15 protein-coding genes, 2 tRNA genes, 4 rRNA genes and 2 pseudogenes (1 of these 23 cut by a window edge) are annotated in these 21,303 nt (G+C 61.6%); 14 read left to right on the top strand and 9 right to left on the bottom strand.

Annotated features, from left to right (window positions below):
• The first annotated feature begins 52 nt into the window (after positions 1 to 52).
• The gene (locus tag I0D00_RS19995; protein ID WP_213641525.1) at positions 53 to 475 is read left to right on the top strand and encodes an OsmC family protein; all 423 of its coding nucleotides are present in this window, start codon (positions 53 to 55) and stop codon (positions 473 to 475) included.
• Positions 476 to 694: 219 nt separating this feature from the next.
• Complete coding sequence (speD, locus tag I0D00_RS19990) at positions 695 to 1,489, top strand: adenosylmethionine decarboxylase (protein ID WP_213641524.1); 795 nt, start codon at positions 695 to 697, stop codon at positions 1,487 to 1,489.
• Positions 1,490 to 1,549: 60 nt separating this feature from the next.
• Here the strand turns inward: speD and coq7 are convergent, their stop codons facing one another.
• Positions 1,550 to 2,197, bottom strand: a complete 648-nt coding sequence (gene coq7 / locus I0D00_RS19985) for a 2-polyprenyl-3-methyl-6-methoxy-1,4-benzoquinone monooxygenase (protein WP_213641523.1) — start codon at positions 2,195 to 2,197, stop codon at positions 1,550 to 1,552.
• Between the two features lie 95 nt (positions 2,198 to 2,292).
• On the bottom strand, positions 2,293 to 2,631 hold the full coding sequence (locus I0D00_RS19980; RefSeq protein WP_213641522.1) for a histidine triad nucleotide-binding protein: 339 nt from the start codon (positions 2,629 to 2,631) through the stop codon (positions 2,293 to 2,295).
• Positions 2,632 to 2,709: 78 nt separating this feature from the next.
• On the opposite strand from I0D00_RS19980, the gene I0D00_RS19975 reads away from it, so the two are divergent.
• The gene (locus I0D00_RS19975; protein ID WP_213641521.1) at positions 2,710 to 4,194 is read left to right on the top strand and encodes an AAA family ATPase; all 1,485 of its coding nucleotides are present in this window, start codon (positions 2,710 to 2,712) and stop codon (positions 4,192 to 4,194) included.
• A gap of 3 nt (positions 4,195 to 4,197) precedes the next feature.
• Here I0D00_RS19975 and I0D00_RS19970 read toward each other — a convergent pair whose 3' ends face one another.
• From I0D00_RS19970 to hemJ, 4 genes are all read right to left on the bottom strand, one after another.
• Positions 4,198 to 4,995 carry an SDR family NAD(P)-dependent oxidoreductase gene (locus I0D00_RS19970; RefSeq protein ID WP_213641520.1) on the bottom strand — a complete coding sequence of 266 codons (798 nt, stop codon included), beginning with the start codon at positions 4,993 to 4,995 and terminating at the stop codon, positions 4,198 to 4,200.
• 126 nt (positions 4,996 to 5,121) lie between these two features.
• A complete protein-coding gene (locus I0D00_RS19965; protein WP_213641519.1) occupies positions 5,122 to 6,105 on the bottom strand; it encodes a DUF805 domain-containing protein in 984 nt (327 codons plus the stop codon).
• A gap of 126 nt (positions 6,106 to 6,231) precedes the next feature.
• Entirely contained in the window at positions 6,232 to 7,188 is a 957-nt protein-coding gene (locus I0D00_RS19960) for an NAD(P)H-dependent flavin oxidoreductase (protein WP_213641518.1), read from the bottom strand.
• A 27-nt stretch (positions 7,189 to 7,215) separates the two neighbouring features.
• Positions 7,216 to 7,644 (bottom strand): protoporphyrinogen oxidase HemJ, encoded by a 429-nt coding sequence (gene hemJ / locus I0D00_RS19955; RefSeq protein ID WP_213641517.1) that lies wholly within the window; start codon positions 7,642 to 7,644, stop codon positions 7,216 to 7,218.
• A gap of 135 nt (positions 7,645 to 7,779) precedes the next feature.
• Between hemJ and argC the strand changes: the two genes are divergently transcribed.
• From argC to erpA, 4 genes are all read left to right on the top strand, one after another.
• Complete coding sequence (gene argC, locus I0D00_RS19950; protein WP_213641516.1) at positions 7,780 to 8,814, top strand: N-acetyl-gamma-glutamyl-phosphate reductase; 1,035 nt, start codon at positions 7,780 to 7,782, stop codon at positions 8,812 to 8,814.
• A complete protein-coding gene (locus tag I0D00_RS19945) occupies positions 8,814 to 9,545 on the top strand; it encodes a DUF6776 family protein (RefSeq protein ID WP_213641515.1) in 732 nt (243 codons plus the stop codon). Before argC ends, I0D00_RS19945 begins: the two co-directional genes overlap by 1 nt.
• 9 nt (positions 9,546 to 9,554) lie before the next feature.
• Positions 9,555 to 9,965 (top strand): bactofilin family protein, encoded by a 411-nt coding sequence (locus I0D00_RS19940; RefSeq protein WP_213641514.1) that lies wholly within the window; start codon positions 9,555 to 9,557, stop codon positions 9,963 to 9,965.
• A 77-nt stretch (positions 9,966 to 10,042) separates the two neighbouring features.
• A complete protein-coding gene (gene erpA / locus I0D00_RS19935) occupies positions 10,043 to 10,393 on the top strand; it encodes an iron-sulfur cluster insertion protein ErpA (protein ID WP_208707100.1) in 351 nt (116 codons plus the stop codon).
• 73 nt (positions 10,394 to 10,466) lie between these two features.
• Here the strand turns inward: erpA and I0D00_RS19930 are convergent, their stop codons facing one another.
• The 3 genes and pseudogenes from I0D00_RS19930 to I0D00_RS21915 all read right to left on the bottom strand — a co-directional run.
• Positions 10,467 to 11,558 carry an anhydro-N-acetylmuramic acid kinase gene (locus I0D00_RS19930; RefSeq protein ID WP_213641513.1) on the bottom strand — a complete coding sequence of 364 codons (1,092 nt, stop codon included), beginning with the start codon at positions 11,556 to 11,558 and terminating at the stop codon, positions 10,467 to 10,469.
• A gap of 5 nt (positions 11,559 to 11,563) precedes the next feature.
• A pseudogene (locus tag I0D00_RS19925) lies at positions 11,564 to 12,670 on the bottom strand (peptidoglycan DD-metalloendopeptidase family protein); the annotation flags it as partial.
• 163 nt (positions 12,671 to 12,833) lie between these two features.
• A pseudogene (locus I0D00_RS21915) lies at positions 12,834 to 12,983 on the bottom strand (peptidase M23); the annotation flags it as partial.
• 207 nt (positions 12,984 to 13,190) lie between these two features.
• On the opposite strand from I0D00_RS21915, the gene tyrS reads away from it, so the two are divergent.
• From tyrS to I0D00_RS19890, 7 genes are all read left to right on the top strand, one after another.
• Positions 13,191 to 14,390, top strand: coding sequence for a tyrosine--tRNA ligase (tyrS, locus tag I0D00_RS19920; protein ID WP_213641512.1), 1,200 nt, complete (start codon positions 13,191 to 13,193; stop codon positions 14,388 to 14,390).
• A gap of 566 nt (positions 14,391 to 14,956) precedes the next feature.
• Positions 14,957 to 16,493: ribosomal RNA gene (locus tag I0D00_RS19915) — 16S ribosomal RNA — on the top strand.
• Between the two features lie 65 nt (positions 16,494 to 16,558).
• Positions 16,559 to 16,635 (top strand) — tRNA-Ile (locus I0D00_RS19910).
• A gap of 31 nt (positions 16,636 to 16,666) precedes the next feature.
• Positions 16,667 to 16,742, top strand: a tRNA-Ala gene (locus I0D00_RS19905).
• 244 nt (positions 16,743 to 16,986) lie between these two features.
• Positions 16,987 to 19,877, top strand: a 23S ribosomal RNA gene (locus I0D00_RS19900).
• Between the two features lie 140 nt (positions 19,878 to 20,017).
• Positions 20,018 to 20,133, top strand: a 5S ribosomal RNA gene (rrf, locus tag I0D00_RS19895).
• Between the two features lie 390 nt (positions 20,134 to 20,523).
• Positions 20,524 to 21,303 (top strand): 16S ribosomal RNA (locus I0D00_RS19890); it runs 757 nt beyond the window's last position.
• Together the 16S, 23S and 5S rRNA genes with 2 tRNA genes alongside form the textbook arrangement of a ribosomal RNA operon.

The raw sequence follows: 21,303 nt of genomic DNA, 5'->3' as shown, positions 1-21,303 counted from the left end.
CGGGAAAGGCGCTGTGCTAAGCTGCATCCCTTTTAACAGCGGAGGCTTGGTAATGAAAGCGCGCATTCAGTGGGCCGGCGAAGCCCTGTTCCTCGGCGAGTCGGGTAGCGGCCATGCACTGGTGATGGACGGCCCGCCGGAGAGCGGTGGGCGCAACCTGGGTGTGCGCCCCATGGAGATGCTGCTGCTCGGCCTGGGCGGCTGCAGCAACTTCGATGTGGTGAGCATCCTGAAGAAGTCCCGGCAGGCGGTAGAGAGCTGCGAGGCCTTCGTCGAGGCCGAGCGCGCGACCGAGGAGCCCAAGGTGTTCACCAAGATCCACCTGCGTTTCGTGGTGAAGGGTCGCGGTTTGAAGGAGGCCCAGGTGAAGCGGGCAGTCGAGTTGTCGGCGGAGAAGTACTGCTCGGCCTCGATCATGCTCGGTCGCGCCGGCGTCGAGATCAGCCATGCCTATGAAATCGTCGAACTGGGCTGACATCCTTTCATCATTTTCATCGCCCACACTCTGGCGGCCGAAGGGCGCCATCTGCATAATGTCGCCCCATTTTTCGGGGCGTCATACGCTTCGAACGGACAACCAAACTCGCCAGTGCGAAGAGGTGTTAATCGTCCTACGCAGCTGCGTCCTTAGCAGCTGACGGGCATGCTCGATCACGCGGCCTCGCCGCATCCACCATAGAGAGTTCCAACGGTGATGAAAAGCAAACTCAGGCTCCACGGGTTCAACAACCTGACGAAGACCTTGAGCTTCAACATCTATGACATCTGCTACGCGGAAACCGCGGAAGACCAGCAGGCCTACGTGCAGTACATCGACGAAGAGTACGATGCCGAGCGCCTGACCCAGATTCTCACCGATGTTGTCGACATTATCGGCGCCAATATCCTCAATATCGCCCGCCAGGATTACGACCCCCAGGGCGCCAGCGTGACCATCCTGATTTCCGAGCAGCCGGTGGAACCGACGGAGAGCCAGATCGAGGAGTCGCCCGGTCCGCTGCCCGAGACCATTCTCGCGCACCTGGACAAGAGCCATATCACCGTGCACACCTACCCGGAGATTCATCCGGTGGAGGGCATCGCCACCTTCCGCGTGGACATCGACGTATCCACCTGCGGCCTGATCTCGCCGCTCAAGGCGCTGAACTACCTGATCCACCAGTTCGACTCGGACATCGTCACGGTCGACTACCGGGTGCGCGGCTTCACCCGCGACGTGGACGGCAAGAAGCACTTCATCGACCACGAGATCAATTCGATCCAGAACTACCTCTCCGACGACACCCAGGCGGCGTACCAGATGACCGACGTCAACGTGTACCAGGAGAACCTGTTCCACACCAAGATGCTGCTCAAGGACTTCGACCTGGACAACTACCTGTTCGGCGATGCCACCCGCAACCTGACGCCGGAGCAGCGCCTGCAGGTCGAGGAGCGCCTGCGCCACGAGATGCTGGAGATCTTCTACGCGCGCAACATGCCGCACTGATCGACACCGGCAGAGCATAAAAAAGGGCGCCTCGGGCGCCCTTTTTTGTGGTTCTCGGAGCTAGATGCGGTAGGTGCTCTTGGTCATCACCTTGGACAGCAGGGTCATGCCGAATTTCACCGGCGCGGGGAAGCGCAGGCCGCCGGCCTCCAGCGCGCTGGTGGCGTGCTGGGCCTCGTCCTCGCGCATCTGCTCGAGGATCGCCCGGGACTTCTCGTCGGCGGGCGGCAGCTGCTGCAGGTGCTCGTCGAGGTGCTTGACCACCTGGTCTTCGGTGGCGGCGACGAAGCCCAGGCTGACCCGGTCGCTGATCAGCCCGGCGACTGCGCCGACGCCGAAGGACAGGCCGTAGAACAGCGGGTTGAGCACGCTGGGCTGGCTGCCGAGCTGGCGGATGCGCTGCTCGCACCAGGCCAGGTGGTCGGTTTCCTCGTCGGCGGCATGCTCCATGGCGGCGCGGACCTCCGGCAGCTTGGCGGTCAGCGCCTGGCCCTGGTACAGCGCCTGGGCGCAGACCTCGCCGGTGTGGTTGATGCGCATCAGTCCGGCGATATGCCGGGCCTGCTCGGCATCCAGCTCGGTTTCGTTCTGCACGATCGCCGGCGATGGCCGGCTGGGCTGGCCGCTGAAGGGCAGCAGGGTGCGCAGGGCCATGTCGGCCTGCAGCAGCAGGCGGTCGACGGGCGAGTAGTGGCGATCGTTGGTCATCGGGACCTCCGGCGTGGGCAACGCGGGGCAGTTTACCCCAATGGCCGGCCGCGGGCTGCAGGCGCATCGCCGCAGCCGTCCAGGCCGGGGGCGGTTCAGCCCGGCGGCCAATGCATCGGCCGCTGGCCGAGCACGTGCATATGGATGTGGTAGACGCTCTGGCCGGCCTGGGCCTCGCAGTTCATCACCAGGCGGAAGCCTTCCTCGCACCCCAGCTCGCGCGCCAGGCGCTGGGCGGTGAAGACCAGGTGCCCGAGCAGGGGCTTGTGCGCCTCCTCGAGGTCCTTGAGGGTGCGGATGTGCTGCTTCGGGATCACCAGGAAATGCACCGGCGCCTGCGGGCCGATATCGTGGAAGGCGAACAGCTGGTCGTCTTCGTAGAGCTTGCGCGCGGGTATCTCCCCGGCGACGATCTTGCAGAACAGACAGTCCATGGGCAGTCTCCCGGCCCGTTTGATGAAATTCGAGTTTAGCCAGCCGGTTTTGCCCCGGCCAGTGCACAAGGAGCCTGTGTGAAGAACGACATCCATGACCTGGGACTGGTGCTCGACTCCAAGGTCAAGCTGATCCTCATCGAGTCCTGGGACGAACCGCGGGTGCTGGAGACCCTGACCGGCCTGGCCGTCAAGCGCGGCCTCGGCCTGCGCACCTGGTCGGTGACCGAAGGCTTGCAGCGCCTGGGGTTCGGCGGCGAGGCCCTGGGCGAGGGCGCCACCCAGGAGCCCGAGGCCGCGCTGCGGCTGATCAAGGCCGACCCGCAGCCCAACCTGTACGTGATGTGCGACCTGCATCCCTTCCTCGACGACAACCCCAGGCTGGTGCGCCTGCTCAAGGAGGTCGCCCTCGGTCACGGCCTGCACAAGCCGACCCTGGTGCTGGTGTCCCACGCCTGCAAGCTGCCGCCGGAGGTGCAGCGCCACGCCGCCCGCTTCAGCCTGGCGCTGCCGTCCGAGGATGAGCTGCTGGGCATCGTTCGTGAGGAGGCGGCGCGCTGGAGCGAACAGAACCGCAACGCCCGGGTGCGCACCGACAATCGCACCCTGCAGCAGGTGGTGAAGAACCTGCGTGGGCTGAGCCATGGCGAGGCCCGCAGCCTGGCGCGCAACCTGATCTGCGACGACGGCGCGATCACCCAGGAGGACCTGCCGGAGCTGAACAAGGCCAAGTTCCAGCTGCTCGACCTGGAGGGGGTGCTGAGCTTCGAGTACGACACCGCGCGTTTCGCCGAAGTCGGCGGGCTGGGGAATCTCAAGCGCTGGCTGGGCGAACGCCAGGGCGTGTTTATCCAAGGCAAGGGTAGCGACCTGCCCAAGGGCCTGCTGCTGGTCGGCGTGCAGGGCGGCGGCAAGAGCCTGGCGGCCAAGGCCGTGGCCGGGATGTGGGGGCTGCCGCTGCTACGCCTGGACTTCGCCTGCCTGTACAACAAGTTCTTCGGCGAGACCGAACGCAACCTGCGCGAGGCCCTCCGGCTGGCCGAACAGATGGCGCCCTGCGTGTTGTGGATGGACGAGGTCGAGAAGGGCCTGGCCAGCGGCGACCACGACGGCGGCGTCAGCCAGCGCGTGCTCGGCACCCTGCTGACCTGGATGGCCGAGCGCAAGGCGCCGGTGTTCATGGTGGCCACCGCCAACGCCATCGACCGCCTGCCGCCGGAACTGGTGCGCAAGGGGCGTTTCGACGAGCTGTTCTTCGTCGACCTGCCCGATGCCGCGGTGCGCGCGGAGATCTTGCGGATCCACCTGGGCCGGCGCGAGCTGGACGCCAGCGGCTTCGACCTCGACCTGTTGGCGGCGGCCAGCGAGGGCTTCTCCGGGGCCGAGATCGAGCAGGTGGTGGTCAGCGCCCTGTATGCCGCCCAGGCGCAGCAGCGGGCGGTCGATCAGCTGCTGTTGCTGCAGGCGATCCAGGGCACCGCGCCGCTGTCGGTGGTGATGGCCGAGCGGCTCGCCGCGTTGCGGGCCTGGGCCAGCGGCCGCACGGTCAATGCCAACGGTTGAGGCCTAGGCGCGGGGCCCGCGCAGGAAGTGGCGGTTGATGCGTGCCGTGACCAGGCGTACCAGCCAGCGGGGCGCCAGGCGCGGCAGTCGGGCCAGCAGGCGGTTGCGCCAGCCGGGGATGATGATCGCGCGTTTCTTCTCCAGGGCGCGGACGGTGAGCAGGGCCAGTTCCTCGGCGCCCATCAGCAGCTTGCCGCCCTCCAGCGGGCGGCTGTCGAGCCCGGCGGTGCGGAAGAAGGCGCTGCGCGTCGGCCCCGGGCAGAGTACCGAGACGCTGACGCCGCGTGGCTTGAGTTCCTCGCGCAGGGCCTCGGAGAAATGCAGCACATAGGCCTTGCTCGCGTAGTAGTTGCTCATCCAGGCCCCCGGCTGGAAGCCGGCGAGCGAGGCGACGTTGAGGATCTGCCCGCCGCCCTGCTCGGCCATGGCATGGCCGATGGCATGGCTGAGGCGGGCGAGGGCGAGGATGTTCACCTCGATCAGCTGCTGTTCGCGGCTCCAGTCCTGGTCGATGAAGGCGCCCGAGGTGCCCAGGCCGGCGTTGTTCACCAACAGGTCGAGGCTGCGTTCGCCCTGCTCCAGCTCATGCAGCAGCCCGGACAGCTGCAGCGGCTGGCTCAGGTCGCAGGTGCGGAACAGCACCTCCACGGCGAAACGCTGGCTCAGTTCCAGGGCGATGCTCTCCAGGGCGCCGCGGCGACGGGCCACCAGGATCAGGTTGCGCCCACGGCGCGCCAGGGCTTCGGCCAGCGCCAGGCCGATGCCGCTGGAGGCACCAGTGATCAGGGCATAACGGGGCATCGGGGTTCTCCGGGAAGGGGGCGGGCGGGTTTGACCACGGCGCTGGCGCCGGGTTGCCTGGGCGGCGGCTATTTTACCGCCGCCCGGGGGCGCGCCTGCAAAGGGTCTGTGCGGCGGGCTTGGTGGCTAGGGGCGCGGCGCGTCCAGGACGCCCAGGTCGAGGCCGCTCAGGGCCATGCCGAGCATGGCGAAGCCGCCGAGGAACAGCGTGAGCAGGCCGCCGAGCAGCAGGGCGAGGAACAGGCCGGCGAGCAGCTTGACCGCGAGGCCGTTTGCCGGCGGTGGCGGGCCGTAGCGGTTGGCGCCGGTGCTGCCGGGGACCACCAGCATCAGGAGCCAGAAGATGCTGTTGACGACGGGCACGAGGTTCAGCAACAGGAGCCAGGCGCTCCAGCCGATGTCGTGCAGGCGTTGCGCGCCGATCTGCACGCTGACCACCAGCATGCCGAGCACCACGCCGAGGGTCAGCAGGCCGCCGAGCAGGTCGGATACGGTGGCGGCGATGGCCACCACCGCCATGACTCCGGCGAAGGCCAGGGTCAGCATCAGTGACCAGGCCAGGTAGCGCAGGCGGCCGATGCGTCCGTCGAGGCTGAAGACATTCAGCTCGCCGACCGGCGGCAGGGCCTCGGCGACCGTGGCCCGAGGCGTGGCGTAGGGGCTGTTGGCCGCCGCCTCGACCAGCTGCACGGGGGGCTTCGGTGCGCCGGCCTGGTGCTCGGCGAACTGGGTCTGGCGGGCCAGGTACTTGGCGATGACGATGCCGCAGGCCATGCACTCGGCCGCCTTGGGCTGCTGTCGAGCGCACTTCGGGCAGGTCATGCCGGCCTCCTCGGTGGCGTCCGTGGCGCTCTCCTCCAGGCTCAGGCTGGCGCCCGGGTCGGGCTCCTTGCGCGCCCTGGCGCCGGCGCGGTGCAGGGCCGCGAGGTACTGATCGGCCTCGCTCTCCTGCAGGTTGCGCTTGATCGCCAGGGGGCTGCCGCTGAACAGGCTGTTGATGCGCGTGCGGTCACTCTTGAACAGGCGCGCGAGGTTGTCCTTGGCGGTTTCCAGGGTCACTTCGGGCATCAGTTCGCCGTCGAAGACGATCTTGAAGCGGGCTTGGCTCATACCAGCGTCCTTGTCGCTATCTGAGGGGGCGGGTGCTGCCGGTCAGCATCGGGCAGGCCGCTATGCAAGCAGCCTAGAGCAGAATGCGGGGGCTTGCCTGGAGCCCGGCGTCGTGTGGTCCGCGCCCTATCGGCCGGGTCGCAGCTGCTGCGCGCGGCGTTGGGCGGCACGGTACTCGAGGTCCAGGCGGGTCACCAGCGCCTCGACCGTCGGCAGGTCGGCGATAGCCCCGACGCCCTGGCCGGCCGACCACACGGTCTTCCAGGCCTTGGCCTCGTCGGCGACGGGCTTGAGCTTCTCGCCATAGTCGATGGCGCCCTTGTCCTGCAAGTGCCGAAGATCGTAGCCGGCCCGCTCCAGGCTCTGGCGCATGAAGCTGGCCGGCACTCCCGACACGGCAGGGGTGTGGATGATGTCGGCTGCCTGGGCATCGACGATCATCTGCTTGTACTCGCTGCTGGCGCCGTTCTCATGGGTGGCGATAAAACGGGTGCCGAGGTAGGCCAGGTCGGCGCCGAGCAGCTGGGCGGCGAGTATCTCGTGGCCGTGGTTGAGGCAACCGGCGAGCAGCAGGGTCTTGTCGAAGAACTGGCGGATCTCCGCGATCAGGGCGAACGGGCTCCAGGTGCCGGCGTGCCCGCCGGCGCCGGCGGCCACCGCGATCAGCCCGTCAACCCCGGCGGCGGCGGCCTTCTCCGCATGGCGGCGGGTGGTCACGTCGTGGAACACCAGGCCGCCGTAGCCGTGCACCGCATCGACCACCTCCTTCACCGCGCCGAGGCTGGTGATGACGATGGGCACGCGCTGCTCGACGCAGATCGCCAGGTCGGCCTGCAGGCGCGGGTTGCTGCCGTGCACGATCAGGTTGACCGCATAGGGCGCCGCCGCCGCGTCGAGGCCGCCGGCGATCTCCTCCAGCCAGGCGCGGAAGCCGGCGCTGTCACGCTGGTTCAGCGCCGGAAAGCTGCCGACTATGCCGCTGTGGCAGCAGGCCAGCACCAGGGCAGGGTTGGAGACCAGGAACATCGGTGCGGCGACCACCGGCAGGCGCAGGCGCTGTTCGAACAAGTCGGGCAAGGGCATGGCGACACCTGGGGGCTGAGAAGGGGGTCAGAACGGGCGGACCACCACCAGCACCACGATGGCGACCAGCAGCAGCACCGGTGCCTCGTTGAACCAGCGGTAGAACATATGGCTGCGGCGGTTTTCGCCACGGGCGAAACGCTTGAGCTGGGCGCCACAGACATGGTGATAGCCGATCAGCAGGAGCACCAGGGCGAGCTTGGCGTGCATCCAGCCCTGGCTGAAATAGGTGCCGGCGTTGAGGCTCAGCAGCCAGATGCCGAACGCCAGGGTGGCGAGCATCGACGGCAGCATGATGCCGCGGTACAGCTTGCGCTCCATCACGCAGAAGCGCTCGCGACTGGCTTCGTCCTCGCTCATGGCGTGGTAGACGAACAGGCGTGGCAGGTAGAACAGTCCGGCGAACCAGCAGACCATGGCGATGATGTGCAGGGCCTTGAGCCACAGATAGAGCATGCTTATAGCCTCGAGAAATAAACAGGTCCGATAGTAGAGGCCATCGACGCTTGCGTCATCCGCAGCGGTTGGCCCCTGGCCGATGCGGCTTTATCATCGGCAGCTTTCCAATGGCTTTTTCGCAAGGGGCAAGTGATGGTCAAGGTCGGTATCGTCGGCGGCACGGGTTACACCGGTGTCGAGCTGTTACGTCTGCTGGCGCAGCACCCGCAGGCGCAAGTCGAGGTCATCACGTCGCGCTCCGAGGCGGGCATGCGGGTCGACGAGATGTACCCGAATCTGCGTGGCCACTACCCGAATCTGGCCTTCAGCGTACCGGACGTGGCGACCCTGGGGGCCTGTGACGTGGTGTTCTTCGCCACCCCTCACGGCGTGGCCCATGCTCTGGCCGGCGAGTTGCTGGCGGCCGGGACCAAGGTGATCGACCTGTCGGCCGACTTCCGCCTGCAGGATGCCATGGAGTGGGCCAAGTGGTACGGCCAGCCGCACGGCGCGCCGGACCTGCTGCCCGAGGCGGTATACGGCTTGCCGGAGGTCAACCGCGAGGCGATCAAGCAGGCGCGGCTGATCGCGGTGCCGGGCTGCTACCCGACCGCCGCCCAGCTCGGCCTGATTCCGTTGCTGGAGGCCGGCCTGGCCGAGACCTCGACGCTGATCGCCGATTGCAAGTCCGGGGTCAGCGGTGCCGGGCGCGGTGCCAGCGTCGGCTCGCTGTTCAGCGAGGCCGGCGAGAGCATGAAGGCCTACGGGGTCAAGGGCCATCGCCACCTGCCGGAGATCCGCCAGGGCCTGCGCCGGGCGGCCGGCGGCGAGGTGGGCTTGACCTTCGTGCCGCACCTGACGCCGATGATCCGCGGCATCCACGCGACCCTGTATGCCACCGTGGTGGATCGCTCGGTCGATCTGCAGGCGCTGTATGAGCAGCGCTACGCCGACGAACCCTTCGTCGACGTGATGCCGGCCGGCAGCCACCCCGAGACCCGCAGCGTGCGTGGTGCCAACGTCTGCCGCATCGCCGTGCACCGGCCCCAGGACGGCGACCTGGTGGTGGTGCTGTCGGTGATCGACAATCTGGTCAAGGGTGCCTCGGGGCAGGCGCTGCAGAACATGAACATCCTCTTCGGCCTGGAAGAGCGGCTCGGCCTGGCGCACGCGGCCCTGTTGCCCTGATGGCCGGCTGGGAAGTCCGTCCGAGCGACCCGCGTCGCGCGGGGCGGGTGCGCCTGGCGCTGCTGCTGCTGACGGTCGCGGTGCCGCTGGCCTTCCTGGCTGGTGCCTGGTGGCAGGCGCGCGGCACCCAGGCCTTCATGGCCGAGCATGAGGCGTTGCAGGCGCGCTGGAGCGAGCAGGAGCGGGAGTTGGAGCAGCTGCGCCAGAGGCTGGCCATGGTCAGCAGTGGCGAAAGGGTCGCCCAGCAGGCCAACGAGCAGAATCGCCTGACCATCAAGCTGCTCGAAGAACAGATATTCAAGCAGCAGCAGGACCTGGCCTTCTACAAGGGCGTGCTGGCTCCGGCCAGCCGTCGCGAAGGCCTGCGCATTCGCGCCTTTGAGCTGCAGGCCACGGAAAGGCCGCGGCATTTCCGCTACAAACTGTTGCTCAGCCGGGTGGGCAAGGACGACAAGCCGCTGCAGGGCCAGCTGCGGGTCACCGTGGAGGGGCGGCAGGGCGGCAAGGACGTCAGTCTGGAGCTGGCGGGCCTGACCCGGGGGCTGCCTGATGAGCTGAGCGAGCAGGTGATCGCCTTCACCTTCAAGCATTTTCAGGCGATTCCCGAGGCGGGACGTTTCGCGGAGCTGAAGTTACCTGAGGGCTTCGAGCCACGTCAGGTCAGGGTGCGCGCCGAAGTCAAAGGCGAGAAGCCCTTGGAGCGCACATTCAAATGGATCGACGAAGAGTGAGAGTCCCCGATGTGGAATAAAGACAAGAGCAAGACCGACCTGCAGCGTTTCAGCGGCCAGACCAGCCTGATTGCCACGGGGGCCGAGCTGAGCGGTGACCTGTGCTTTCAGGGGGCGGTCCAGGTCGACGGGCGCATGAACGGCAACGTGCAGACCAGCGACGGCATGGTTCGGGTCAGTGTCGAGGGGCTGGTTGAAGGCGAGATTCGCGCCCCCCATATAGTGATAGACGGCGAGGTGATCGGCGACGTGCACGCCAGCGAGCATCTGGAGCTCGGCGCCCGGGCGCGGGTGCGCGGCAATCTCTATTACGGCCTGATGGAGATGGCCATGGGCGCGCAGATCGAGGGACGCCTGTGTCACCTCAAGGATGGGCAGCGACCGTTGGAGCTGCCGGAGAGCCTGGACCTCGCACAATAGTTGACCGCTTTTCTGGGGTAAGCGGATAATGCAGGGCCTCAACGCAGTAGGGCGCTTGGCGCCGGGAGAAAGTCAGCATGAGCGTCGAAACCTTCACCCCCACAGCTTTGCTGTTCACCGAAGGCGCAGCGAGCAAGGTGAAGAGCCTGGTCGATGAAGAGGGCAACCCGCGCCTCAAGTTGCGCGTATTCGTCACCGGAGGCGGCTGCTCGGGCTTCCAGTACGGTTTCACCTTCGACGAAGAGGTGGCCGAGGACGACACCATAGTGGAGCGCGAGGGGGTGAGCCTGGTGGTCGACCCGATGAGCTTCCAGTATCTCGCCGGTGCCGAAGTGGACTATCAGGAAGGCCTCGAGGGTTCGCGCTTCGTGATCAAGAACCCCAATGCCACCACCACCTGCGGTTGCGGTTCGTCGTTCTCGATCTGATCGCATCCAGCTGTATGCAGCGAAACGCCGTGCCCAGTGCACGGCGTTTGCGTATCTGCGGGCGAAGTGACGCTCAGGCGGGGTAGATCGCGCCGAGTACCCGCAGCCCGCGGGCGCCGGTGACGCTCGGGCGGTTGGCCGGGATGCCCTCCAGGCAGCAGTGGGCCAGCCAGGCGAAGGCCATGGCCTCGACCCAGTCGGCGGGCACGCCGTGGGCCTCGGTGCTGCTGACCGCGCAGCCGGGCAGGCGCTCGGCCAGGCGCGCCATCAGCGTGCGGTTGTGCGCGCCGCCGCCGCACACCAGCAGTTCATCCGTCCGCTTCTGGGCCGCCTGCAGGGCCTCGACGATGCTCGTAGCGGTCAGCTCCAGCAGCGTGGCCTGCACATCCTCGGCGGGATACTGCGGCAATTGGCTCAGCCGGGCGTCGAGCCAGGCCAGGTTGAACAGCTCGCGGCCGGTGCTCTTCGGACCCCGGGCCTGGAAGAAGGGATCGCTAAGCAGGGCGTGCAGCAGCGTGGGCTGCATCCGTCCCGTGGCCGCCCAGGCGCCGTCCCTGTCGTAGTCGACGCCCCGGTGGCGCTGAATCCAGGCGTCCATCAGCACGTTGCCGGGGCCGCAGTCGAAACCGCGCACCGGCTTTTCCGCTTCCAGCAGGCTGAGGTTGCTGAAACCTCCGACGTTCAGTACGGCGCGACAGCGGTCCGGAGCGCCGAACAGGGCCTCATGAAAGGCCGGCACCAGCGGTGCGCCTTGCCCGCCGGCCGCCACGTCGCGGCGCCGAAAGTCGCTGACCACGCTGATGCCGGTCAGCTCGGCGAGCAGGGCGGGGTTGCCGATCTGGATGCTGAAGCCGCGCGCCGGCTCGTGGCGCACCGTCTGGCCGTGGCTGCCGATGGCGCGGATCGATGTGGAGCTGAGATTGTGCTGCTGCAGCAGGGTGGCGATGCCCTGGGCGGCGAGCTCGACCCAGCGCTGTTCGGCCATCGCCGCGCGCGCCAGCTCATCGGGGCCGGTGGCGCACAACGTCAGGAGCTCGGCGCGCAGCGCCTCCGGCATGGGCAGATAATGGGTGGCGAGCAGCCGGGTGCTGTCGGTCTGCTCGATCAGGGCGATGTCCATGCCGTCCAGGCTGGTGCCGGACATCACCCCGAGATAGCGCGGCATTTGGCTTAGCGCTTGTTCAGGGCGAGGAGGGTGGAGCGCTCCTGATCCATGCGCGCCATCAGCGGCTTGCTCAGCTGCAGGAAGCGCTGCTTCTCGTTGCCGGCGATGGGGTCGGCCATCGGCAGCTTCTGGCTCAGCGGGTCGACATGGGTGCCGTTGACCTGGAACTCGTAGTGCAGGTGCGGTCCGGTGGACAGGCCGGTGGTGCCTATGTAGCCGATGATCTGCCCCTGCTTGACGCTGCCGCCGGTGCGAATGCCCTTGGCGAATCCCTGCATGTGCGCATACAGGGTGCGGTAGCGGCTGCCGTGCTGGATCACCACGGTGTTGCCGTAGCCGCCCTTGCGGCCCGCCAGGGCGATCTTGCCGTCGCCGGCGGCCTTGATCGGTGTGCCGCGCGGCGCGGCATAGTCGACGCCCTTGTGGGCGCGGATCTTGTTGAGGATCGGGTGGCGCCGGCCGTTGGAGAAGCGCGAGCTGATGCGGGCGAAATCCACCGGGGTGCGGATGAAGGCCTTGCGCATGCTGGTGCCGTCGGCTCCGTAATAGCTGGTGTTGCCTTGCTTGTCGGTATAGCGCACGGCGGTGAAGGTCTTGCCGCGGTTGGTGAAGCGTGCCGAGAGGATGTCGCCGCTGCCGACCTTCTTGCCCTCGACCACTTTCTCTTCGTAGAGCAGTTCGAATTCGTCGCCTTCGCGAATATCCATGGCGAAGTCGATGTCGTAGCCGAAGATGTTCGCCAGATCCATGGTCAGTCCATGGGACAGGCCGGCGCGCTTGGCGGCCAGGAACAGCGAGCTGTTGATCACGCCGTGGGCATAGGCAGAGCGTACTTCCGGCTTGACCAGGTCGCGCTTGAAGGCAAAGCCCGAGTCGGTCTTGGCCAGGCTGATGCTCTCCAGGTCGTTCAGCTTGCTGCGCAGGCTTTCCAGTCCGCCGTCCGCCGTCAGCTTGAACTCGAGCTGCTGGCCAACCTTGAGGCGACTGAAACGCTTGGCCTCCTTGCTGCTATTGAGCACCTCGTGCAGGGCGTTCGCCGACAGCCCAACCTTGGCGAAGACCGTGGACAGCGTGTCGCCATTGGCCACGCTGACGGTCTTGTGGAGAGGGTCTGTCGGCGGGAGGGCTGTCGCGGGGGGGCGAGCTGTCTTGTGCGCTGGCGGTCTCTGCTTCGGCCGCGCCTTCGATCTTGGCGAAAGGCGAGTCGTTGCTGTCCGGGTCTAGATCCGCTGGTCGCAGGTCGTCTTTCTGTTGCACCACCAGTTCGGAGGTGTTCTCGAGCTCGAGGTTGAGGTAGGTGCGCTTGGCTTCCACTTCCCGCGAGGGGAACACCAGAAGCGCCAGGCTGAGCATCGCGGCGACGCCGCTCGCCGCCAGGATGTGACTTTTGGGGTACAGGGGGGGGGCTTTTCGTGTAGGGGTCATAGGCTGCTTTGGCTTTTACGAGATGAAGAGATGAAGAAAGCAATGGATATGCAGTAACTGTATAAAATATAACCAAATCGTCTGTGAGGCAACCCTGATGCAGAACACGCAGGCATGTATCTCGCCGGCTCTGGGCAAAACTTGTTATTTGTTCCTGATCTTGTATGGTTGGTTCCCTTTGGTTTTTGAGTGGTCGTGAGTCCTGTCATGAAGTCGGTCGAAGAGCAGCTGGCGCTGATCAAGCGCGGTGCGGAAGAGGTTCTGGTTGAGTCCGAGCTGGTGGAAAAGCTCAAGCGTGGTCAGCCGTTGCGCATCAAGGCGGGCTTCGACCCGACGGCGCCGGATCTTCACCTCGGGCATACCGTGCTTATTAATAAGCTGCGTCAGTTCCAGGAGCTGGGGCATCAGGTGATTTTCCTGATTGGTGACTTCACCGGGATGATCGGCGATCCGAGTGGCAAGAGTGCTACCCGTCCGCCGCTGACCCGCGAGCAGGTGCTGGACAACGCCGAGACCTATAAAGCCCAGGTGTTCAAGATTCTCGATCCGGCCAAGACCGAGGTGGCGTTCAATTCCACCTGGATGGATCAGCTGTCCCCGGCCGATTTCATTCGCCTGGCGTCCCAGTACACCGTGGCGCGCATGCTCGAGCGCGACGACTTCAGCAAGCGCTACTCGACCAATCAGCCAATCGCCATTCACGAGTTCCTCTACCCCCTGGTCCAGGGCTACGACTCGGTGGCTCTGCGTGCCGATGTCGAGCTGGGCGGCACCGACCAGAAGTTCAATCTGCTGATGGGGCGGGAGCTGCAGCGCGCCTATGGTCAGGCATCGCAATGCGTCGTCACCATGCCGCTGCTCGAGGGGCTCGATGGCGTCAAGAAGATGTCCAAATCCCTGGGCAACTATGTGGGCATCCAGGAGGCGCCAGGCGTGATGTATAGCAAGCTGGTCTCCATTCCCGATGTGCTGATGTGGCGTTACTTCGAGCTCCTCAGCTTCCGCTCGCTCGAGGAAATCGACCAGTTCCGGATCGATGTCGAGAAGGGTGCGAATCCGCGGGACATCAAGATCAAGTTGGCCGAAGAGATCGTGGCGCGCTTCCATGGCGAAGAGGCAGCGACCAATGCGCACCGCTCCGCGGGCAATCGCATGAAGGATGGCGAGCTCCCCGAGGATCTGCCGGAAATCGAGCTGGCTGCCTCTGAGGACATGCCGATCGCAGCGCTGCTCAACAAGGCCGGGCTGGTCAAGAACGCCGCGATGGCGCGCGATCTGCTCGGTTCTGGTTCCGTGCGCGTCGATGGCGAGGTGGTCGATCGCGCCTTCGTCTATAAGCTTGGTGCGACCCACGTCTGTCAGGCGGGCAAGAAGGCCTTCGCGCGTATTACGCTCAAGGCCGAATAATCTTTTGCTAATAAAGCGTTGACCTGTCGCGAGCGGGGCCTATAATGCGCACCACTTCCGGCGCGGACCTCTCGGAAAACCTCTTGTAAATCAATTGGTTGACTTAAAAATAGGGGTTGCAATGCAGCGAAAGCTGCGTAGAATGCGCCGGCCTGGCAGGGTGAGTGGTTGATCCTGTCGGCGCTTCGGTCGAGTCGATCGGAGGCGGTTGAAAGAGGTGGTTGACAGCGGGTTTGAACGCTGTAGAATTCGCCTCCCGCTGACGAGGGGCTGAAAGCCGATCGAAGGCGCAAGCGGTTGAGTTTGAAAAGAATTTTTCGAAACTGCTTGACGGAAGATGAGGCTGCTGTAGAATGCGCGCCTCGGTTGAGACGAAAGACTTAACCAACTGTTCTTTAACAACTGAATCAAGCAATTCGTGTGGGTGCTTGTGAGGTAAGACTGGTAGTCAACTGATTATCAGCATCACAAAGCAACACTCGTTAATTCGAGAGTTACCTCTTTTAAGTAAGAGATTTGCGATTGCTGAGCCAAGTTTAGGGTTTTCTCAAAACCCAAGCAGTATTGAACTGAAGAGTTTGATCATGGCTCAGATTGAACGCTGGCGGCAGGCCTAACACATGCAAGTCGAGCGGATGAGGGTAGCTTGCTACCTGATTCAGCGGCGGACGGGTGAGTAATGCCTAGGAATCTGCCTGGTAGTGGGGGACAACGTTTCGAAAGGAACGCTAATACCGCATACGTCCTACGGGAGAAAGTGGGGGATCTTCGGACCTCACGCTATCAGATGAGCCTAGGTCGGATTAGCTAGTTGGTGAGGTAATGGCTCACCAAGGCGACGATCCGTAACTGGTCTGAGAGGATGATCAGTCACACTGGAACTGAGACACGGTCCAGACTCCTACGGGAGGCAGCAGTGGGGAATATTGGACAATGGGCGAAAGCCTGATCCAGCCATGCCGCGTGTGTGAAGAAGGTCTTCGGATTGTAAAGCACTTTAAGTTGGGAGGAAGGGTTGTAACCTAATACGTTGCAATTTTGACGTTACCGACAGAATAAGCACCGGCTAACTCTGTGCCAGCAGCCGCGGTAATACAGAGGGTGCAAGCGTTAATCGGAATTACTGGGCGTAAAGCGCGCGTAGGTGGTTTGTTAAGTTGGATGTGAAAGCCCCGGGCTCAACCTGGGAACTGCATCCAAAACTGGCAAGCTAGAGTACGGTAGAGGGTGGTGGAATTTCCTGTGTAGCGGTGAAATGCGTAGATATAGGAAGGAACACCAGTGGCGAAGGCGACCACCTGGACTGATACTGACACTGAGGTGCGAAAGCGTGGGGAGCAAACAGGATTAGATACCCTGGTAGTCCACGCCGTAAACGATGTCAACTAGCCGTTGGAATCCTTGAGATTTTAGTGGCGCAGCTAACGCATTAAGTTGACCGCCTGGGGAGTACGGCCGCAAGGTTAAAACTCAAATGAATTGACGGGGGCCCGCACAAGCGGTGGAGCATGTGGTTTAATTCGAAGCAACGCGAAGAACCTTACCTGGCCTTGACATCTACAGAACTTTCCAGAGATGGATTGGTGCCTTCGGGAACTGTAAGACAGGTGCTGCATGGCTGTCGTCAGCTCGTGTCGTGAGATGTTGGGTTAAGTCCCGTAACGAGCGCAACCCTTGTCCTTAGTTACCAGCGGGTTATGCCGGGAACTCTAAGGAGACTGCCGGTGACAAACCGGAGGAAGGTGGGGATGACGTCAAGTCATCATGGCCCTTACGGCCAGGGCTACACACGTGCTACAATGGTCGGTACAAAGGGTTGCCAAGCCGCGAGGTGGAGCTAATCCCATAAAACCGATCGTAGTCCGGATCGCAGTCTGCAACTCGACTGCGTGAAGTCGGAATCGCTAGTAATCGTGAATCAGAATGTCACGGTGAATACGTTCCCGGGCCTTGTACACACCGCCCGTCACACCATGGGAGTGGGTTGCACCAGAAGTAGCTAGTCTAACCGCAAGGGGGACGGTTACCACGGTGTGATTCATGACTGGGGTGAAGTCGTAACAAGGTAGCCGTAGGGGAACCTGCGGCTGGATCACCTCCTTAATCGACGACATCAGCTTCTTCATAAGCTCCCACACGAATTGCTTGATTCATTGCGAAAGACGATTGGGTCTGTAGCTCAGTTGGTTAGAGCGCACCCCTGATAAGGGTGAGGTCGGCAGTTCGAATCTGCCCAGACCCACCAATTGTTGTGGGGTTTGGCCTTGTACGAATATGGGGCCATAGCTCAGCTGGGAGAGCGCCTGCCTTGCACGCAGGAGGTCAGCGGTTCGATCCCGCTTGGCTCCACCACTTACAGCCCGTGTAGAGTTCAGAAATGAGCGTTCCAGGTTTAACCTGTTGAATGTTGATTTCTGGTCTTTGACCAGTAGCGAATCGTTCTTTAAAAATTTGGGTATGTGATAGAAGTGACTGATTGACTGCTTTCACTGGCAGTTGGTCAATCAAGGTAAAATTTGCGTTGTTCTCAAGTGCAAATTTTCGGCGAATGTCGTCTTCACGTTAGAGACAATAACCAGATTGCTTGGGGTTATATGGTCAAGTGAAGAAGCGCATACGGTGGATGCCTTGGCAGTCAGAGGCGATGAAAGACGTGGTAGCCTGCGATAAGCTTCGGGGAGTCGGCAAACAGACTTTGATCCGGAGATCTCTGAATGGGGGAACCCACCCAGCATAAGCTGGGTATCCTGCACTGAATACATAGGTGTAGGAGGCGAACCAGGGGAACTGAAACATCTAAGTACCCTGAGGAATAGAAATCAACCGAGATTCCCTTAGTAGTGGCGAGCGAACGGGGACTAGCCCTTAAGCTTCTTTGATTTTAGCGGAACGCTCTGGAAAGTGCGGCCATAGTGGGTGATAGCCCTGTACGCGAAAGGATCTTAGAAGTGAAATCGAGTAGGACGGAGCACGAGAAACTTTGTCTGAATATGGGGGGACCATCCTCCAAGGCTAAATACTACTGACTGACCGATAGTGAACCAGTACCGTGAGGGAAAGGCGAAAAGAACCCCGGAGAGGGGAGTGAAATAGAACCTGAAACCGTATGCGTACAAGCAGTGGGAGCCTACTTTGTTGGGTGACTGCGTACCTTTTGTATAATGGGTCAGCGACTTATATTCAGTGGCGAGCTTAACCGAATAGGGGAGGCGTAGCGAAAGCGAGTCTTAATAGGGCGTTTAGTCGCTGGGTATAGACCCGAAACCGGGCGATCTATCCATGGGCAGGTTGAAGGTTAGGTAACACTGACTGGAGGACCGAACCGACTACCGTTGAAAAGTTAGCGGATGACCTGTGGATCGGAGTGAAAGGCTAATCAAGCTCGGAGATAGCTGGTTCTCCTCGAAAGCTATTTAGGTAGCGCCTCGTGTATCACTGCTGGGGGTAGAGCACTGTTTCGGCTAGGGGGTCATCCCGACTTACCAAACCGATGCAAACTCCGAATACCAGCAAGTGTCAGCACGGGAGACACACGGCGGGTGCTAACGTCCGTCGTGAAAAGGGAAACAACCCAGACCGTCAGCTAAGGTCCCAAAGTTATGGTTAAGTGGGAAACGATGTGGGAAGGCTTAGACAGCTAGGAGGTTGGCTTAGAAGCAGCCACCCTTTAAAGAAAGCGTAATAGCTCACTAGTCGAGTCGGCCTGCGCGGAAGATGTAACGGGGCTCAAACCATACACCGAAGCTACGGGTTCAACGTAAGTTGAGCGGTAGAGGAGCGTTCTGTAAGCCTGTGAAGGTGAGTTGAGAAGCTTGCTGGAGGTATCAGAAGTGCGAATGCTGACATGAGTAACGACAATGCGAGTGAAAAACTCGCACGCCGAAAGACCAAGGTTTCCTGCGCAACGTTAATCGACGCAGGGTGAGTCGGCCCCTAAGGCGAGGCAGAAATGCGTAGTCGATGGGAAACGGGTTAATATTCCCGTACTTCTAGTTACTGCGATGGAGGGACGGAGAAGGCTAGGCCAGCACGGCGTTGGTTGTCCGTGTTTAAGGTGGTAGGCAGAGTGCTTAGGTAAATCCGGGCGCTTAATGCCGAGAGCTGATGACGAGTTGTCTTTTAGACGACGAAGTGGTTGATGCCATGCTTCCAGGAAAAGCTTCTAAGCTTCAGGTAACTAGGAACCGTACCCCAAACCGACACAGGTGGTTAGGTAGAGAATACCAAGGCGCTTGAGAGAACTCGGGTGAAGGAACTAGGCAAAATGGCACCGTAACTTCGGGAGAAGGTGCGCCGGTGAGGGTGAAGGGTTTACCCCGTAAGCTCATGCCGGTCGAAGATACCAGGCCGCTGCGACTGTTTATTAAAAACACAGCACTCTGCAAACACGAAAGTGGACGTATAGGGTGTGACGCCTGCCCGGTGCCGGAAGGTTAATTGATGGGGTTAGCTAACGCGAAGCTCTTGATCGAAGCCCCGGTAAACGGCGGCCGTAACTATAACGGTCCTAAGGTAGCGAAATTCCTTGTCGGGTAAGTTCCGACCTGCACGAATGGCGTAACGATGGCGGCGCTGTCTCCACCCGAGACTCAGTGAAATTGAAATCGCTGTGAAGATGCAGTGTATCCGCGGCTAGACGGAAAGACCCCGTGAACCTTTACTATAGCTTTGCACTGGACTTTGAGCTTGCTTGTGTAGGATAGGTGGGAGGCTTTGAAGCGTGGACGCCAGTTCGCGTGGAGCCATCCTTGAAATACCACCCTGGCAACCTTGAGGTTCTAACTCTGGTCCGTTATCCGGATCGAGGACAGTGTATGGTGGGTAGTTTGACTGGGGCGGTCTCCTCCTAAAGAGTAACGGAGGAGTACGAAGGTGCGCTCAGACCGGTCGGAAATCGGTCGTAGAGTATAAAGGCAAAAGCGCGCTTGACTGCGAGACAGACACGTCGAGCAGGTACGAAAGTAGGTCTTAGTGATCCGGTGGTTCTGTATGGAAGGGCCATCGCTCAACGGATAAAAGGTACTCCGGGGATAACAGGCTGATACCGCCCAAGAGTTCATATCGACGGCGGTGTTTGGCACCTCGATGTCGGCTCATCACATCCTGGGGCTGAAGCCGGTCCCAAGGGTATGGCTGTTCGCCATTTAAAGTGGTACGCGAGCTGGGTTTAGAACGTCGTGAGACAGTTCGGTCCCTATCTGCCGTGGACGTTTGAGATTTGAGAGGGGCTGCTCCTAGTACGAGAGGACCGGAGTGGACGAACCTCTGGTGTTCCGGTTGTCACGCCAGTGGCATTGCCGGGTAGCTATGTTCGGGAGAGATAACCGCTGAAAGCATCTAAGCGGGAAACTTGCCTCAAGATGAGATCTCACTGGAACCTTGAGTTCCCTAAAGGGCCGTCGAAGACTACGACGTTGATAGGTGGGGTGTGTAAGCGCTGTGAGGCGTTGAGCTAACCCATACTAATTGCCCGTGAGGCTTGACCATATAACACCCAAACAATTTGTTGTTTGTGTGCTCGATGGCTGAAGTCGACAACAAACCGAAAATTTGCCAGAACACGCAATACCGCATATCACATACCCAATTCGGGGAAGCGCCTCAACCGCGACTCCCCAGCTGAATTGCTTGACGACCATAGAGCGTTGGAACCACCTGATCCCATCCCGAACTCAGTAGTGAAACGATGCATCGCCGATGGTAGTGTGGGGTTTCCCCATGTGAGAGTAGGTCATCGTCAAGCACCTATCCCAAACCCCCGACCCGCGCAAGCGGGTCGGGGGTTTGCCTTTTAGTGAAAGCCTAAGATTTTCATCTCGGGCTGAGGCTTCAAGTGATGAAAGTCCTGAAGCCGCCGCAAGCGGTTGAGTTTGAAAAGAATTTTTCGAAACTGCTTGACGGAAGATGAGGCTGCTGTAGAATGCGCGCCTCGGTTGAGACGAAAGACTTAACCAACTGTTCTTTAACAACTGAATCAAGCAATTCGTGTGGGTGCTTGTGAGGTAAGACTGGTAGTCAACTGATTATCAGCATCACAAAGCAACACTCGTTAATTCGAGAGTTACCTCTTTTAAGTAAGAGATTTGCGATTGCTGAGCCAAGTTTAGGGTTTTCTCAAAACCCAAGCAGTATTGAACTGAAGAGTTTGATCATGGCTCAGATTGAACGCTGGCGGCAGGCCTAACACATGCAAGTCGAGCGGATGAGGGTAGCTTGCTACCTGATTCAGCGGCGGACGGGTGAGTAATGCCTAGGAATCTGCCTGGTAGTGGGGGACAACGTTTCGAAAGGAACGCTAATACCGCATACGTCCTACGGGAGAAAGTGGGGGATCTTCGGACCTCACGCTATCAGATGAGCCTAGGTCGGATTAGCTAGTTGGTGAGGTAATGGCTCACCAAGGCGACGATCCGTAACTGGTCTGAGAGGATGATCAGTCACACTGGAACTGAGACACGGTCCAGACTCCTACGGGAGGCAGCAGTGGGGAATATTGGACAATGGGCGAAAGCCTGATCCAGCCATGCCGCGTGTGTGAAGAAGGTCTTCGGATTGTAAAGCACTTTAAGTTGGGAGGAAGGGTTGTAACCTAATACGTTGCAATTTTGACGTTACCGACAGAATAAGCACCGGCTAACTCTGTGCCAGCAGCCGCGGTAATACAGAGGGTGCAAGCGTTAATCGGAATTACTGGGCGTAAAGCGCGCGTAGGTGGTTTGTTAAGTTGGATGTGAAAGCCCCGGGCTCAACCTGGGAACTGCATCCAAAACTGGCAAGCTAGAGTACGGTAGAGGGTGGTGGAATTTCCTGTGTAGCGGTGAAATGCGTAGATATAGGAAGGAACACCAGTGGCGAAGGCGACCACCTGGACTGATACTGACACTGAGGTGCGAAAGCGTGGGGAGCAAACAGG

Origin of the sequence: Pseudomonas lalucatii (assembly GCF_018398425.1) — a bacterium.
In the GTDB taxonomy this organism is placed as follows: Bacteria; Pseudomonadota; Gammaproteobacteria; order Pseudomonadales; family Pseudomonadaceae; genus Aquipseudomonas; species Aquipseudomonas lalucatii.
This window is presented reverse-complemented; position numbering and strand designations above follow the sequence as displayed.